This is a genomic window from Gordonia jinghuaiqii (assembly GCF_014041935.1).
GTDB lineage: Bacteria > Actinomycetota > Actinomycetes > Mycobacteriales > Mycobacteriaceae > Gordonia > Gordonia jinghuaiqii.
Window position 1 is genome coordinate 3,554,597 of sequence record NZ_CP059491.1, and the last position, 15,343, is coordinate 3,569,939.

14 protein-coding genes are annotated in these 15,343 nt (G+C 68.2%); 6 read left to right on the forward strand and 8 right to left on the reverse strand.

Going from position 1 to position 15,343, the window contains the following annotated elements:
- Positions 1-69 precede the first annotated feature (69 nt).
- Positions 70-1,083, forward strand: coding sequence for a non-homologous end-joining DNA ligase (gene ligD / locus H1R19_RS15880; RefSeq protein ID WP_219849527.1), 1,014 nt, complete (start codon positions 70-72; stop codon positions 1,081-1,083).
- Here the strand turns inward: ligD and H1R19_RS15885 are convergent.
- Together H1R19_RS15885 and H1R19_RS15890 are read right to left on the reverse strand one after the other, a co-directional pair.
- Positions 1,073-1,897, reverse strand: coding sequence for an NUDIX hydrolase (locus H1R19_RS15885; RefSeq protein WP_219849528.1), 825 nt, complete (start codon positions 1,895-1,897; stop codon positions 1,073-1,075). The genes ligD and H1R19_RS15885 overlap by 11 nt on opposite strands.
- A gap of 1 nt (position 1,898) precedes the next feature.
- Complete coding sequence (locus H1R19_RS15890; RefSeq protein ID WP_219849529.1) at positions 1,899-2,732, reverse strand: ABC transporter ATP-binding protein; 834 nt, start codon at positions 2,730-2,732, stop codon at positions 1,899-1,901.
- Positions 2,733-2,829: 97 nt separating this feature from the next.
- Between H1R19_RS15890 and H1R19_RS15895 the strand changes: the two genes are divergently transcribed.
- On the forward strand, positions 2,830-3,834 hold the full coding sequence (locus tag H1R19_RS15895; protein ID WP_219849530.1) for an LLM class flavin-dependent oxidoreductase: 1,005 nt from the start codon (positions 2,830-2,832) through the stop codon (positions 3,832-3,834).
- Here the strand turns inward: H1R19_RS15895 and H1R19_RS15900 are convergent.
- From H1R19_RS15900 to ctaD, 4 genes are all read right to left on the reverse strand, one after another.
- Positions 3,831-4,280, reverse strand: coding sequence for a cupin domain-containing protein (locus H1R19_RS15900; RefSeq protein ID WP_219849531.1), 450 nt, complete (start codon positions 4,278-4,280; stop codon positions 3,831-3,833). The genes H1R19_RS15895 and H1R19_RS15900 overlap by 4 nt on opposite strands.
- Positions 4,277-5,029, reverse strand: coding sequence for an aminoacyl-tRNA hydrolase (locus tag H1R19_RS15905; RefSeq protein WP_244970723.1), 753 nt, complete (start codon positions 5,027-5,029; stop codon positions 4,277-4,279). Before H1R19_RS15905 ends, H1R19_RS15900 begins: the two co-directional genes overlap by 4 nt.
- 61 nt (positions 5,030-5,090) lie before the next feature.
- Positions 5,091-6,332: a phosphoserine phosphatase SerB gene (gene serB, locus H1R19_RS15910; protein WP_219849532.1), complete on the reverse strand. Its 1,242-nt coding sequence runs from the start codon at positions 6,330-6,332 to the stop codon at positions 5,091-5,093.
- 3 nt (positions 6,333-6,335) lie between these two features.
- Entirely contained in the window at positions 6,336-8,120 is a 1,785-nt protein-coding gene (ctaD, locus tag H1R19_RS15915; protein ID WP_188327541.1) for an aa3-type cytochrome oxidase subunit I, read from the reverse strand.
- Between the two features lie 321 nt (positions 8,121-8,441).
- Here ctaD and H1R19_RS15920 point away from each other — a divergent pair, with 321 nt between their 5' ends.
- Both H1R19_RS15920 and H1R19_RS15925 read left to right on the forward strand, forming a co-directional pair.
- Positions 8,442-9,464, forward strand: a complete 1,023-nt coding sequence (locus tag H1R19_RS15920; RefSeq protein WP_219849533.1) for an ABC transporter substrate-binding protein — start codon at positions 8,442-8,444, stop codon at positions 9,462-9,464.
- Between the two features lie 85 nt (positions 9,465-9,549).
- The gene (locus H1R19_RS15925) at positions 9,550-10,038 is read left to right on the forward strand and encodes a beta-class carbonic anhydrase (RefSeq protein WP_219849534.1); all 489 of its coding nucleotides are present in this window, start codon (positions 9,550-9,552) and stop codon (positions 10,036-10,038) included.
- A gap of 113 nt (positions 10,039-10,151) precedes the next feature.
- Here the strand turns inward: H1R19_RS15925 and H1R19_RS15930 are convergent, their stop codons facing one another.
- Positions 10,152-10,304, reverse strand: coding sequence for a hypothetical protein (locus H1R19_RS15930; RefSeq protein WP_188327538.1), 153 nt, complete (start codon positions 10,302-10,304; stop codon positions 10,152-10,154).
- A 101-nt stretch (positions 10,305-10,405) separates the two neighbouring features.
- Here H1R19_RS15930 and H1R19_RS15935 point away from each other — a divergent pair, with 101 nt between their 5' ends.
- Together H1R19_RS15935 and H1R19_RS15940 are read left to right on the forward strand one after the other, a co-directional pair.
- Positions 10,406-13,456 carry a DEAD/DEAH box helicase gene (locus H1R19_RS15935; protein WP_219849535.1) on the forward strand — a complete coding sequence of 1,017 codons (3,051 nt, stop codon included), beginning with the start codon at positions 10,406-10,408 and terminating at the stop codon, positions 13,454-13,456.
- Complete coding sequence (locus H1R19_RS15940) at positions 13,453-14,262, forward strand: SWIM zinc finger family protein (protein WP_219849536.1); 810 nt, start codon at positions 13,453-13,455, stop codon at positions 14,260-14,262. The genes H1R19_RS15935 and H1R19_RS15940 overlap by 4 nt, the downstream gene beginning before the upstream one ends.
- A 49-nt stretch (positions 14,263-14,311) precedes the next feature.
- Here H1R19_RS15940 and nrdF read toward each other — a convergent pair whose 3' ends face one another.
- A complete protein-coding gene (nrdF, locus tag H1R19_RS15945) occupies positions 14,312-15,316 on the reverse strand; it encodes a class 1b ribonucleoside-diphosphate reductase subunit beta (RefSeq protein ID WP_188327536.1) in 1,005 nt (334 codons plus the stop codon).
- Positions 15,317-15,343: the final 27 nt, after the last annotated feature.

Genomic DNA, 15,343 nt, shown 5'->3' on the forward strand with positions numbered 1-15,343 from the left:
TAAGTCCGCTCGGCGCCCCAGCCCGGAAGAGGTCCACCCCGACCCCGCGTAGACCATAAAGTGGCGGTCATGGCGAAAGCGTCGGGTTCTGCAGGTGATGCCATCGAGCTCGAGGTGGGCGAACGGACCGTCCGGCTGTCGAGCCCCGACCGCGTCTACTTCACCGAACGCGGCGAGACCAAACGCGATCTCGCCGAGTACTACCTGTCGGTCGGCGACGGCATCGTGCGGGCGCTGCGCGAGCGGCCGTGCATGCTGCACCGTTTCCCCAAGGGCATCAGCGGGAACAAGGTGCACCAGAAGCGTGTCCCCGCAGGCGCTCCCGAGTGGCTCGAGACCACCGAGATCTACTTCCCACGTTTCGGCCGGACCGCCGACGAATTGTGCGTGACCGAGCTCGCCTCGGTGATCTGGGCGGTGCAGATGTCGACCGTCGAGTTCCACCCCTGGAACTCCCGCCGCGCCGATCCCGAGTCCCCCGACGAGTGGCGCATCGACCTCGATCCGATGCCCGACTGTCCGTTCTCCCGCATCCGGCAGGTCGCGCACGTCGTCGAAGAAGTGCTCGACGAACTCGGCATGCGCGGGTTCCCGAAGACGTCGGGCGGTCGGGGTCTGCACATCTACGTCCGGATCGAACCGGACTGGGGCTTCCCGCAGGTTCGACGCGCCGCGCTGGCCTTCGCGCGGGAAGTCGAGCGGCGGGCACCGAAGGACGTCACCACCACCTGGTGGCGCAAGGACCGCGACCCGGCGGCGGTGTTCGTCGACTACAACCAGAACACCCGCGACCACACCATGGCCTCGGCCTACTCGGTGCGCGGCAATCAGCGGGCGACGGTGTCGACACCGGTGCGCTGGGACGAGATCGACGACATCGAACCCGACGACTTCACCATCGCGACCGTCCCCGCCCGGTTCGCCGAACTCGGGGATCTCCATGCCGAGATCGACGACCTTGCCTACCGGCTCGACACGCTCCTCGACTGGGCCGACCGCGACGACATCGACGGGGACATCGACGGGGACATCGACGGGGACCTCGGCGGGGACGAGGGATCGGGGGACGCGGTCAGAGAGTGATCTCCGGAGGTGTCTGGTCGCCGAGGGTGCGGAAGTACTCGTCAGACCCGGGGAACCCGAGACCGGCGAGGCCGGCGCCGGGGGTCACGTCCGGCAGGACCGGTTCGATGGCCCGCTCGGCGGCGAGCAACTCGTCGATGGTGGCGAAGCCGGACACGTAGTTGAGCTGCGACCAGGTCGGCGGCATCAGGAAGTGCTTGCCCGCTGCCCAGGACTCGATCGCCGCCGCGGCGTTCGCCCATTGCGCGACCTCGGCCTCGGTGGTGTCGGCGTCGGCGTGCTGACCTTCGGGCATGGCGGCCAGGAAGAAGCGGGTGTCATACCGGCGTTTCTCGTTCACCGGCGTGATCCAGTGCGCGAGCGGCCTCAGGAGGTCGGCACGCAGCGTCAGACCGCGCTCGGTGAGGAACTCCGCGAACGACAGCGACTTCTCGACGAGCCGTCGGCGGTCGTCGGCGAGTCCGGTCGGGTCGGCGAACGCACCGTCGCGGTCCGTCGCGAGCAGCACACCGCACTCCTCGAACGTCTCTCGCACCGCGGCGCACACCAGCGCCTGGGCGGTCTCGTCGTCGCTGGCAAACTGTTCGGCCCACCAGGCGGCCTGCGGCCCGGTCCAGGCGAGATCGGCGTCGGCGTCGCGCTTGTCCACGCCCCCGCCGGGAAAGACGGTCATGCCGCCGGCGAAGGCCATCTGCTTCACCCGACGTTGCAGAAACACCTCGATTCCCTCTGCGGCGTCCCGGACGAGTACCACCGTCGCGGCGTCGCGCACCGGCGCGGACACCACCTCCGTATCGGACCGTGTCGACGACATCTCAGTGACCTCCCACTCGCCGGTGGCCGCCCGCGCGACGACGCCGCCGCGCGAAATACCGGCCGTCGACCTTGTCCAGAATGATCTGCTGCCGGAAGGCCGCAGTCAGGTTCTCGCTGGTGAGTACCTCTTCGAGCAGACCCTGCGCGACCACCCCGCCCTCGGAGAGGATCAGGGCATGGGTGAAGCCCTCCGGGATCTCCTCGACGTGGTGGGTGATCAGCACGATGGCCGGCGAGTCGGGATCCGCGGCGAGCTGGGCGAGCCGGTCCACCAGTTCTTCGCGGCCGCCGAGGTCGAGACCGGCGGCCGGCTCGTCGAGGAGGAGGAGTTCGGGATCGGTCATCAGCGCGCGCGAGATCACGACCCGCTTGCGCTCACCCTCCGACAGGGTGCCGAACCGGCGATCCGCGAGGTGTTCGGCGCCCATCGACTCCAGGGATTCGACCGCCTGCTGCCGGTCCATCTCGTCGTAGGCCTCCCGCCACCGGCCGAGGACCGCATACCCGGCCGAGATCACAACGTCGCTGACGATCTCCTCCGGCGGTACGCGATCGACCAGGGCGGGGCTCGCGACGCCGATGCGGGTCGACAGTTCGCGGATCTCCACCCGGCCGAGCTTCTCGTTGAGCACGAAAGCCTCACCCGTGGTGGGATGCAATTCCGCGCCGGCCAGCCGGATCAGCGTCGTCTTGCCTGCACCGTTGGGTCCGATGACGACCCAACGTTCGTCCAATTCCACCTGCCACGACAGCGGGCCGACGAGCGTCTTTCCGCCGCGGCGGACAGCGACATCACGGAAATCGATCAAGAGGTCGGGATCGGATTCGGTCACTCCCCCATCCTGCCTCACGACCGGGTGTTCGACCGGATCGACTCGGCGGAGAACGGGCAGGGAATAGGGACAGGTGCTGACAGGGTTGACATCAACCGTGACGCCTCAGAACCTCCCCCTCTCGATCCTGGATCTCGCGCAAATCGGCAGTGACGAGACCGCAGCGCAAAGTCTCTCCGCCAGTGTCGATCTCGCGCAGCGAGCAGAAAAATGGGGCTACAAGCGCATCTGGTATGCCGAGCACCACAACATGTCGCGGATCGCGTCGTCGGCTCCGGCTGTGCTCATCGCCCACATCGCCGCGCACACCTCGACGATCCGGTTGGGAGCCGGCGGTGTCATGCTGCCCAATCACGCTCCGCTGACCATCGCCGAGCAGTTCGGCACGCTCGCCGAGCTCCACCCCGGTCGCATCGACCTCGGTCTCGGGCGCGCACCGGGCAGCGATCAGCAGACCTTCGCGGCGCTGCGCCGGACCCACGCCTCCGCCGAACGATTCCCCCACGACGTCCTCGAACTGCAGGCGTTCCTCGGTGACGAGTCCCGCGTCGAAGGCGTCCGTGCGACGCCCGGTGCCGGCACCCATGTACCGCTTTACATCCTCGGCTCATCGCTGTTCGGGGCCCAGCTCGCCGCCGCCCTCGGACTGCCCTACGCGTTCGCATCGCACTTCGCCCCGCAGGCCCTGACCGAGGCGGTTGCGTTGTACCGCCGCGAGTTCCGGCCGTCGGAAGCCCTCGCCGAGCCGTACGTCATCGCCGGCGTCGGGGTCATCGCCGACGACGACCCGCAGGTGGCGCAGGCACAGCTGCAGATCGCCAGGCGCCAGCGTGTCTCGCTGCTGTACGGACGTGGCCGGATGTTCACCGACGAGGAGGCCGACGCCGTTCTCGAGATGCCGCAGGGACGCCAGATCGACGAGATGCTCACCTATTCCGGTGTCGGCACCCCGTCGGAGGTCCGTGACTACCTGTCGTGGTTCGCCGGTCATGCCGACGCCGACGAGTTGATCGTCGCGTCGCTGGCCCCCGGGCGCGACGTGTGGCTGGGCACGCTGGGGTATCTGGCGCCGGCGAACGCACCTGTCATGGCAGGCCGCTAGGCCAGCCGGAAGTCCTCGAAGTCGAAGCCGGGCACGACGATACAGCTCACCAGAGCGGCCTCGTCGCCGAGCGGACGGGCCCGCTGCCAGACGCCCGGCGGCACCAACGCCTGCGGTTGATGGCCGCCCTCGGTGTCGGGCCCGAGGGTGATCGACGTTGTCTGCCCGGGCTTTTCGCCGTCACCGCCGAGGTCCAGCCGAATCGGTGACCCGCGGTGGTGCAGCCAGATCTCGGCACCCCGAACGGTGTGCCACGCCGACTGCTCGCCCGGCAGCAGCACGAAGTAGATCGCGGTTCCGGCCGCCCGATCACCGGAGTAGCCCGCCGATAGCTCGGACTCCGGGATGACCACGTCGCTACGCCACGTCTGGCGGTACCAGCCGCCCTCCGGGTGAGGTTGCAGATCAAGGCTTTTCGCCCAGTCGGGCAGCTCGTGCGCGGTCATCTTCTCTCCTGCTCCCGCTTCCGGATGACCTCGGCGATGACGGTCACCGAACCCGGTGCGATCTCGGTGAACCCGGCGTCGCGCACGGCGACCGCTGTCCCGGCGGCATCGGCGTCGAGGAGCCGCCGCCACCGATCCGGCGTGGCCTCGCGCACCGCGAGAGGGCACTCGTCGAGTCTCCAGCGCACGGCCTCGTCCGCGGTCAGCAACTTCGCGGCGAGCATCGACGCGTGACCGACCTGCGCGGCGAGCTTACCCACGGTCATGTCGAGTCCGGGATTGGTCCACAGCACGACGCCCGCACCGGGCGCCTCGGTGGCGAGATCACCGGCGACCTCGGTCCCGCCGATCTGCAGCCGAGAGATCCGGCGGTCCAGGTCGCCCACGCGGCCTGGGACGAAGGCCCGCGCCCAGGCGACGCCCTCCTCTGCGGTCACGCCCGGAACCTCCTGCGCCGCAGCCCATTGCGCACCCCGCGCGCGCCGGGCGATCTTGCGGATGCGGGCCCCGCACCACTCGTCCATCGCCGACGCCCACGGTCCGTCGCCGGCGCTGCGGTCGTCGAGGCACAGCAACGCCACCGCCCGCGCGGCGGCCGTCAGCAGGGCGGTGCGGTCGGGAGGGACCGTCTTCTCGATGCGCAACACCATGGCCATCGCCAGGACGTCCGACGGATCGTCGGGGTCCTGGCCGCCACCTACATAGTCGACGAGCCGACGGTGATCGGCCACGATCGCATCGGCACTCACCGATGGACAGGACTCCTCGAGAGACTCCGAGTTCTCGGGGATCTCCGCGGGACCGGACACGTCAGCCGAGCGGGACGCGGCGGTACACACCGTCGGCGGCGTCGGCAGCCTCGATCTCGTCGCGCGAGACCCCGAGGATGAACAACACGGCGTCGAGGAACGGGTGGTTCAGCGTCGCGTCGGCCACTTCCTGCAGCGCGGGCTTGGCGTTGAACGCGATGCCGAGTCCGGCGACGCTGAGCATGTCGATGTCGTTGGCACCGTCGCCCACGGCGACGGTCTGTTCCATCGGCACCCCGACCTGATCGGCGAAGGACCGCAGCGCGTGCGCCTTGCCCATCCGGTCGACGATCTCACCGACCACGCGTCCGGTGAGCTTGCCGTCGACGATCTCCAGGGTGTTGGCACGGACGAAGTCGAGCTCGAGCTCGTGGGCCAGACCGTCGATGACCTGACGGAATCCGCCGGAGACGAGGCCGCAGTGGAACCCGAGACGATGCAGCGTACGGATGGTGGTGCGTGCACCCGGGGTGAGCTGGAGGGACTTGGCGACGTCGTCGAGGACGCTCGCGTCGAGCCCGGCGAGCGCCTTGACGCGTTGGTGGAGCGATTGTGCGAAGTCCAGTTCGCCACGCATCGCCGCCTCGGTCACCGCCGCCACCTCGGCCTCCCGGCCGGCGTGTGCGGCGAGCATCTCGATGACCTCGCCCTGGATCAGGGTCGAGTCGACGTCGAAGACGATGAGCCGTTTGGCGCGTCGGGCGAGACCGCCGCGTTCGACGGCGATGTCGATCGAATTCTTGGCCGCCACCTCGGCGAGACCCTTGCGCAGCGCGGCGTCGGCGGCGACCCCGCCCCGCCCGGCGACACTCACCATGAGTTCGAGGCCGGTGAGCGGATAGTCGGCGATCCCGCGAATGGAATCGATGTTGCCGCCCTGCCCGGCCAGCTTCGCCGCGACCGCGCTGAACGCGGAGGCGGTGACGGGGCTGCCGAGGATGACCACGGCATGTGACGACGGTGAACTCTTACCTGCTCCGACACCGATCTCGACACGCACGTCGAAGCCGATCGAGGCCATGGCCTGTTCGACGATCTCCTGCAGCGCCTCGGGATCTCCCGTGGCGGAGACGAGCACACCGAGGGTCAGCTGCCCTCTGATGACCACCTGCTCGACATCGAGGAGGGCAACGGCCTGACCGGCCAGGGCACCCATGAGAACAGAGGTGACACCTGGCCGGTCGGGACCGGTGACGGTGAAGAGAACCGTCGTGGCGGTGTGTGCTGTTGCGTCTTTGCTCACCGGTCAGCGCGGGTCGGGATCCGGAGACCCCTCGTGCGAGCCCACGGTGAACGGCTCGCGACGAGCCTCTTCCATCTGACGGTCCTTGCCCGAGTCGTGACCCGGACCGACGTGCGCCTCGGCACGCATCCGCTCGATCATGTGCGGGTAGTGCAGCTCGAACGCCGGACGCTCCGACCGGATGCGGGGCAGCTCGGTGAAGTTGTGACGCGGCGGCGGGCACGAGGTGGCCCACTCGAGGGAGTTGCCGAAGCCCCACGGATCGTCGACGGTCACGACCTCGCCGTAGCGGTAGCTGCGGAACACGTTCCACAGGAACGGCAGGGTCGACAGGCCGAGGATGAAGGCACCGACGGTGGAGATCATGTTCAACGTCGTGAAGCCATCCGACGGCAGGTAGTCGGCGTAACGACGCGGCATGCCCTCGTTGCCCAGCCAGTGCTGCACCAGGAACGTCATGTGGAAGCCGATGAAGGTCAACCAGAAGTGGATCTTGCCGAGACGCTCGTCGAGCATGCGTCCGGTCATCTTCGGGAACCAGAAGTAGATGCCGGCGTAGGTGGCGAACACGATGGTGCCGAAGAGCACGTAGTGGAAGTGCGCGACCACGAAGTAGCTGTCGGACAGGTGGAAGTCCAGCGGCGGGCTCGCGAGCAGGACACCGGTCAGACCACCGAAGAGGAAGGTCACGATGAAGCCGACAGAGAAGAGCATCGGCGTCTCGAAGGTGATGTGACCTCGCCACATCGTCCCCACCCAGTTGAAGAACTTCACGCCGGTGGGCACCGCGATCAGGAACGTCATGAAGGAGAAGAACGGGAGCAGCACCGCGCCGGTGACGTACATGTGGTGCGCCCACACCGCCGCCGACAGGGCCGCGATCGCCAGGGTCGCGTAGATCAGGCCCGAGTAGCCGAAGATCGGCTTACGCGAGAAGACCGGGAAGACCTCGGAGACGATGCCGAAGAACGGCAGGGCGATGACGTAGACCTCGGGGTGTCCGAAGAACCAGAACAGGTGCTGCCACAGGATGGCGCCGCCGTTGGCCGGGTCATAGATGTGGGCACCGAACTGGCGGTCGACCTCGAGACCCAGCAGCGCCGCGGTCAGCAGCGGGAAGATCAGCAGGATCAGGACGCTGGTCACCAGGATGTTCCAGGTGAAGATCGGCATGCGGAACATCGTCATACCGGGTGCGCGGAGGCAGACCACGGTGGTGACCATGTTCACGGCACCGAGGATGGTGCCCAGACCCGAGACACCCAGACCCATGATCCACAGGTCGGCGCCGATACCGGGGCTGTGCACCGCGTCGGTCAGCGGCGTGTACGCCGTCCAACCGAAGTCGGCGGCACCACCGGGGGTGATGAAGCCGGCGATGGCGATCGTCGAGCCGAAGACGAACAGCCAGAAGCCGAGAGCATTGAGTCGCGGGAACGCGACGTCGGGCGAGCCGATCTGCAGCGGCAACACGAAGTTGGCGAAGCCGATGACGATCGGGGTTGCGTACATCAACAGCATCACGGTGCCGTGCATCGTGAAGAGCTGGTTGAACTGCTCGGTGGACAAGAACTGCATGCCCGGCATCGCGAGCTCACCACGCATCAGCAGCGCCATGAGGCCGCCGATGAGGAAGAACGCAAAGCATGCAGTGATGTACATCATGCCGATCAGCTTGTGATCGGTCGTGGTGAGCAGCTTGTAGATGAACGAACCCTTGGGCTGATAGCGCTCCGGGTATGGACGCACTGGAGCCACTTGCGTGGTGGGTTGGTCTACCGCGGTCACAGATCCTCCTCTTGCCCGAGCGCGAGGCCGAACCCCTTCGGCCGTCGGTCGGAACATGAACAAACAGAGCGCTGAGTAATGATCCTAAACCCTTCCCGGTGCCCGAGCCGACCGGGTCCTACGATCTGTCGTATTCGACCCCGCGGCGACCGTATCGGTAGTGCTCACAGCATATTTCCTCCACGACGCGCCAGGCTTCCTGAAGGGTGTGCGGCGCTCCCCGGCCCGCTGACCTGGTGTGCGCGTGGAAGCCGAGGATCTGCGCGGTGTCCCCGGTGCTAGGTTGGGCGGGTGCAGCGCAGGGTTACAGACGCCAGAACCATGGACTTCCGCCCCGGCCGTGCCGGCGTTTCCCGCGTCCGTCGCCTGAGCTGGACGGCCGTCGTCGGCGTGGCGGTCGCGGCGTCCGCCGCCTGTTCCGGTGAACAGGCCTTGACGACACCCGACGGCTCCCCCATCTCCACCAGCGTCACGCGGGTGGCCGAGGTGAACATCGTCTCCGCCGACCGCGACCCTGCGAAGACCTGTCTCGCGCCGACGGCTCCCGATCCCGGCACCGCCGATGTCGCCCGCGTGGTCGTGACCGACCCCGCCGTCCTCGACGCTCTCTGCGCGCTCGGCATCGGCCCCAAGGTGACTGCGGTGACCGCGGAGCCCGGCTCGGTTCCGGCCTACCTCGGCCCGCAGTTGTCGTCGGTACCCGCGATCGGATCGACGCCCGACGCCGCGGCGGTCGCGGCGGCCGACGCCGACCTCGTCCTCACCACCGCCGACACCGCCGCATCCGCGCGCGCCTTCGCGGGCGTACCGGCGGTCACCGTTCCGGCAAGCCGAGACGGGAAAGACGGGGACTGGAAAGAACAGTTCCAGGCGGTCGCCGACGCCGTGGGCCGCAGCGAGGCCGGCGCACAACGACTCGCGGAGTACACGACCGAGGCCGCCAAGACCGGGAGGCGGATGGACGCCGCGCACACCCAGGTGTCGCTCGTCCGGTTCGGCGACGGCTCGGAGACCATCGCCGGAATGGACACCTTCGCCGGCCAGGTCCTCGGCGACATCGGCGTCCAGCGACCCGGGCCGCAACGCGTCCCGGAATCCTTCCCCATCACCGACGACAACTTCCGCGACGCCGACGGTGACCTCATATATGTGAGCTTCGAGGGCGAGAAGGGCCAGGCCCATGGCGAGGACGTCCTCCTCAGCGATGAATGGCTCAGCCTGGGCGCCCCCGTATGGAAGCGTGTGCTCGCCGTGAACGACGAGGTCTGGTACGAGTCGCCGGGCCTGGCGGCCGCCTGGCTGGTGCTCAACGACGTCAAGGGTTCACTCGACGGCAACTCCTGAGTTCCCGACCGCGCCCTCGGTACGCCTTCGGATCAGCTGCGTCGAAAACCTTGCCGAGGACGCCCGGCCACATCAGGGTTGGCGCATGACCGTCACCGACGAATATCTCGCGAACAACGCCGAATACGCCAAGACCTTCACCGGTCCGCTGCCGCTTCCCCCGTCGAAGCATGTGGCGGTCGTGGCGTGCATGGACGCCCGCCTCGATGTCTACCGCGTCCTCGGCCTGAACCCGGGCGAGGCGCACGTCATCCGCAATGCCAGCGGCGTGGTCACCGACGACGAGATCCGGTCACTCGCGATCAGTCAGCGACTCCTCGGCACCACCGAGATCATCCTGATCCACCACACCGACTGCGGCATGCTGACGTTCACCGACGACGAGTTCAAGCGCGGAATCCAGGACGAGACGGGACAGAAACCGGAGTGGGCGGCCGAGTCGTTCGGCGATCTCGACGAGGACGTCCGCCAGTCCATCACCCGCATCGAGAACAGTCCGTTCGTCACCAAGACGACCTCGCTGCGCGGCTTCGTCTTCGACGTGGCGACGGGGCTGCTGCGCGAGGTCTCCTGAGCGTTCGGGGTCGGACACACCACCGCCCGGGCACACCACCGCCCGGGCACACCACTGCCCGGGTACGCCGTGGCGTACCCGGGCAGTTCGGTGTGCGGAGTTGTGGCGATTCGTCAGTCGTCCGAACTGTCCTCACCGGACCGCTTGACCGCTTCCGGAGCGTTCTCGCGGGTCGCCATACCGCCTTCGCGTCCGTGATCCTTCGGCCCCGGCGGGTCGGTGCGCACTTCTTCCTCGGCGCGCTCGCGCTCTGTCGACTTCCCCATCGGTACCTCCTGTGGTGGTCGGGCCGTTCGACAAACAGTAGCGCCTGAGCGCAGCGCTCCGACCGTGTCGGACGCCGTCGTTAGACTGTGCGTGATCCTCGATGCCATCCGACTCGCTGCGCAGCGGGCTGACTCCACCGGACTCCGCCCCCACGACCCGTACCGTCGCGCCCCTGCACGCCCTCTGGCGCCCGGGCGTCGGCATGGCGATGTGGGTGGAGGGTGACACCGCCGATCTCCCCGCTCCCCTCCGCGACGCCCTCACCGGCCGCAGGTTCCGCAGCGACATCCCGGTCATCGACGACGCAGGCCACCGGCAGTTCGTCCGCGCCGCCACGCTGGGAGTGGCGTCGGCGGTGGCGGTGCTCGACGCGTCACGTTCGGTCCCGGTCTGCGGTGACGTGCGGTGGTACCGCTACCTCCTCGACGGCGTGCGCACCTTCGTCGCGTCGGGTGCGGTGGCGCCCTCGGTGATGCAGATCGCCGGAGAATGGTTGCTCCGCTGGGTCGCCATCCCCACTCCCAGCTGGCGCAGCTGGCACGCCGTCGCGGTGGGCAGCGCACCGGATGCGCTGCTGCACAACGGTTCCGACGCCGCCCTGGACGATTTCATCGCCGAGCTCGTCGATCATGAATCCCGCGCCGCACTCGGCCGGTCCACCGCCCGCCTCGGGCAGCCCCGACCCGCCTCGCCGGTCGTGCGCGCGCTGCTGCCCGGCACCGACTCGGGCGCGCCGTGCTCGCCGGAGCGGCTCGCGGCCGCGGCCGGGGGCTGGTCGCGGTGGAACTCCGGCGCACCTCGCGACGATCGGTCGCTGATCCTGCGTCTACACGAACCCGAATACGACGATCTCGCCGAGAGTCAGTGGGACGACGCCTGGGACGACGACAGTTTCGGCATGCCCACCCGCGCGGAGGTCGCCGCCGACGCGCGCTGGCGTCTACAGGTCTGCCGGCGCAGCATCGACGGCCAGGTGGAGCCGGTCGCTCCCCATCGTCTCGACGCGCACGAACTCGACGAGCTGACGACCGCGCTGGCCACCGCCGTCCGCGAGTTCCCCGAACTCGGCCGAGCCGACCCCGACCGCGGCTCCCTGGACTTCCTGCTGCCCACCGAGGTGGCCGAGGAACTGTTCACCACCGGAGCCGCGGCGCTCGGCGCAGCCGGCATCCCGGTGCTGTTGCCGCGCACGATCGCCGAGGTCCGGCCGGGGCTGACCCTGCGCGCTCTTGCGCCACCCGGCGGCGGAGCGCCCGCCGCGATGGTCGGTCTGCGCGAGATCCGGGAGTTCGAATGGCGTCTCGCGCTGGGCGATTCCACCGACGCCATCACCCTGACCGATGCCGATCTCGACGAATTGTCCGGCCAGAAAGGCGATCTGGTCCGGGTACGTGGCGTCTGGGTGCGCGCCGAGGGCGCCGCCCTGTCGCGGGCCGCCGCATTCGTCACCGCGCAACGTGCACTGGCCTCATCCGAGCCACCCGCCGACTTCGGTGAACTGTTCGGCCTGGTCACCGGCCAATCGGACAAACTCCCCGTCCCCGTCACCCGCGTCGAGGGCCTGTCGTGGCTCGACGACGTCGCCGACGGCGGCTCCCTCCGACCCGAACCGGTCACTCCCCCAGCGGTTCTCGAAGCCGACCTGCGTCCCTATCAGCAACGCGGACTCGATTGGCTCGTCCATCTGTCGACGCTCGGGGTCGGCGGCGTACTGGCCGACGACATGGGCCTGGGAAAGACGCTGCAGGTGATCGCACTGGAATGCCACGAGCGGACCGTCGCAGGCGCTGATCTCGACGGCGCTGAATCCGGCGGCGCTGAATCCGACGGCGCTGAATCCGACGCTGCCGCGAAGCCCGGGCCGACGCTCGTCGTCTGCCCGATGTCGCTGGTCGGCAACTGGGCGCGCGAATTCGCACGGTTCGCCCCCACGCTGCGCGTCGCGATCCACCATGGGCCCTCCCGGTCGGCCGGCGCCGCATTCACCGCCATCCGCGACGCCGCCGACGTGATCGTGACCACCTTCGCGATCGCCGCACGCGATCACGAGATGCTGTCGGTCCGCCCGTGGCATCGCATCGTCGTCGACGAGGCCCAGCACGTCAAGAACGTCAACACCATCGCCGCCAAGGCCATCCGGAGCATTCCCGCCGCCCGGCGCCTCGCTTTGACCGGCACCCCCGTCGAGAACCGGCTCGAGGATCTGCGTGCGGTGATCGACCTGGTCAATCCCGGGCTCCTGGGGTCTGCGTCGGTATTCCGGGCGCGCTATGCCGAACCGATCGAACGTGACCGCGACCCCGCCGCGCTGCGTCGCCTGTCCGCGATCACCCGGCCGTTCATCCTGCGCCGCGAGAAGACCGACCCCGCGATCGCCGCGGACCTGCCGGAGAAGGCCGACTTCGCGGTCCGCGCGAACCTGACCGTCGAGCAGGCGGCGCTCTATCGCGCGATCATCGACGAGCTGATGGTCGCACTGCGCGACAAGCAGCAGCGGACCCTGCGCCGTCGCAACGTGCTGGCCGCACTGACCCGCCTCAAGCAGGTGTGCAACCACCCTGCGCACTACCTGGCCGACGGCACCGAACTCGTCCGGGACGGCGAACACCGTTCGGGCAAGGTCGAACTGCTCGCCGACATCGTCTCCACCGTCGCCGACGAGGGCGACCGGGCATTGGTCTTCACCCAGTTCGCCGCCTTCGGCGAGCTGCTCTCGGCCTGGCTGTCCGAACAGTTCGGCACCCAGATCCCGTTGCTGCACGGCGGTCTCGGCCGCACCGAACGGGACCGTCTCGTCGCCGACTTCCAGTCCGAGAGCGGACCGCCGCTGATGCTGGCCACACTGAAGGCCGGTGGCACCGGGCTCAATCTGACCGCCGCCAACCACGTCGTCCACGTCGACCGCTGGTGGAATCCGGCAGTCGAGGACCAGGCCACCGACCGCGCCTACCGGATCGGCCAGAACCAGAAGGTGTCGGTGTACCGATTCGTGTGCGTCGGCACCATCGAGGAGCGGATCGACGACATGATCGCCAAGAAACGCGAATTGTCGCGGCTCACGGTTGCGGCCGGCGAGAACTGGGTGTCGGATCTCGCCGACGACGAACTCTTCGAGCTGTTCCGCCTGCGCGATGAGGCGGTGAGCGAATGACCGTGCGCAAGAAAGGAACTCAGCGGCAGGGCAACCGCGGCACCATCGCGGTCCGCGGTTACGGTCTCACACCCTGGTCCCGCGCGTTCGTCGACGTCGTCGAGGGCCGCGGCCCAGACGGCGAGACGGTCGCCGACAGCCGGCGGATCACCAAGGCGCGCAGATACTTCCGCGACCGGCACGTACACGGTCTGCGCATCGCGTCGGGTTCGGTGACCGCCTCGGTCGAGGGCACACAGCTCGATCCGTTCGACGTTCTCCTGACCACCCGCACCGTCGACACCCCGACCCTGGCGACGCTGCTCCGCGACCACGATGCCGTCGAAGAGCTCATGCTGCTGACGCGCGGCGAACAACCAGCTACCCTCGGCGAACTGCTCGTGCCGACCGAGTCGGCGGACGTCGACACCGACTGCACCTGCCCCGACGACGCGCCGCGCTGCATCCACGCCCTGGTCACCTGCTACGAGATCGCGGCCGAGATCGACCGTTCGCCGCTGACGCTGCTCACCGTGATGGGCACCGACCTGCGAACGCTGCTCGGCGAGATCGACTCGCGGCCCGCGGTGAGGAGCACCCCGGACGACGCCGGGCCGTCGGAGTTCCTGCGGCCCGACGACTTCTACGGCACCACCGCGGCGCTGCCGCCGCTGCCGGCACCGCCGCGGATGAACCCGCTCACCGCACTCGACGGCACGGAGCTGCGGGCGGCACTGCGGGCGACCGGCGTCGCGCCGGCAGACATCGCCGAGGCCATCGACGAGCTCGGCGACCTCTACGACCGCCTCACCGCCGGCGATTCGTAGCGACAGTGCGCGCTATGTGCGCACTATCGCTACGAAATCCCCACCGGGACTAGAAGTCCCAGTCCTCGTCCTCGGTGTTGACGGCCTTGCCGATGACATACGAGCTGCCCGACCCGGAGAAGAAGTCGTGGTTCTCGTCGGCGTTGGGCGACAGTGCCGAGAGGATCGCCGGGTTCACGTCGGTCTCGTCCTTGGGGAACATCGCCTCGTAGCCCAGGTTCATCAGGGCCTTGTTGGCGTTGTAGCGCAGGAACTTCTTGACGTCCTCGGTGAGTCCGACCTCGTCGTAGAGCGTCTCGGTGTAGTCGCTCTCGTTGTCGTACAGCTCGAACAGCAGCTCGAAGGTGTAGTCCTTGAGCTCTTCACGACGCTGCGGGGTCTCGACCTCGAGGGCCCGCTGGTACTTGTAGCCGATGTAGTACCCGTGCACGGCCTCGTCTCGGATGATGAGACGGATCAGGTCGGCGGTGTTGGTGAGCTTGGCGCGGCTCGACCAGTACATCGGCAGGTAGAAGCCCGAGTAGAAGAGGAACGACTCGAGCAGCGTCGAGGCGACCTTGCGCTTGAGGGGGTCCTCGCCACGGTAATAGTCCATGACGATGCGTGCCTTGCGCTGCAGTTGCTCGTTCTCCTCCGACCAGCGGAACGCCTCGTCGATCTCCTTGGTGGAGCACAGGGTGGAGAAGATCGAGCTGTAGCTCTTGGCGTGCACCGACTCCATGAACGCGATGTTGGTGAGCACCGCCTCTTCATGGGGAGTGGTCGCATCCGGGATGAGCGAGACCGCGCCGACCGTGCCCTGAATGGTGTCGAGAAGCGTCAAGCCGGTGAACACCCGCATGGTGAGTTGCTTCTCGTACTCCGTCAGCGTGCCCCACGACGGGATGTCGTTGGACACCGGCACCTTCTCGGGCAACCAGAAGTTTCCGGTGAGGCGATCCCAGACCTCGGCGTCCTTGTCGTCGGGAACGCGGTTCCAGTTGATCGCCGAGACCCGGCTGACCAGCTTGATGGGTGCGCCGTCGGCGGGGCTGTGGCTCTCGGTGGAGGTCATGATTCTTCCTCGTCTAACGGGTCGAAT

Coding starts and splice junctions, on each gene's coding strand:
- ligD (WP_219849527.1), top strand. CDS start 70: ATGGCGAAAGCGTCGGGTTCTGCAGGTGATGCCATCGAGCTCGAGGTG.
- H1R19_RS15885 (WP_219849528.1), bottom strand. CDS start 1,897: ATGTCGTCGACACGGTCCGATACGGAGGTGGTGTCCGCGCCGGTGCGC.
- H1R19_RS15900 (WP_219849531.1), bottom strand. CDS start 4,280: ATGACCGCGCACGAGCTGCCCGACTGGGCGAAAAGCCTTGATCTGCAA.
- H1R19_RS15920 (WP_219849533.1), top strand. CDS start 8,442: ATGGACTTCCGCCCCGGCCGTGCCGGCGTTTCCCGCGTCCGTCGCCTG.
- H1R19_RS15925 (WP_219849534.1), top strand. CDS start 9,550: ATGACCGTCACCGACGAATATCTCGCGAACAACGCCGAATACGCCAAG.
- H1R19_RS15930 (WP_188327538.1), bottom strand. CDS start 10,304: ATGGGGAAGTCGACAGAGCGCGAGCGCGCCGAGGAAGAAGTGCGCACC.
- H1R19_RS15935 (WP_219849535.1), top strand. CDS start 10,406: ATGCCATCCGACTCGCTGCGCAGCGGGCTGACTCCACCGGACTCCGCC.
- H1R19_RS15940 (WP_219849536.1), top strand. CDS start 13,453: ATGACCGTGCGCAAGAAAGGAACTCAGCGGCAGGGCAACCGCGGCACC.
- nrdF (WP_188327536.1), bottom strand. CDS start 15,316: ATGACCTCCACCGAGAGCCACAGCCCCGCCGACGGCGCACCCATCAAG.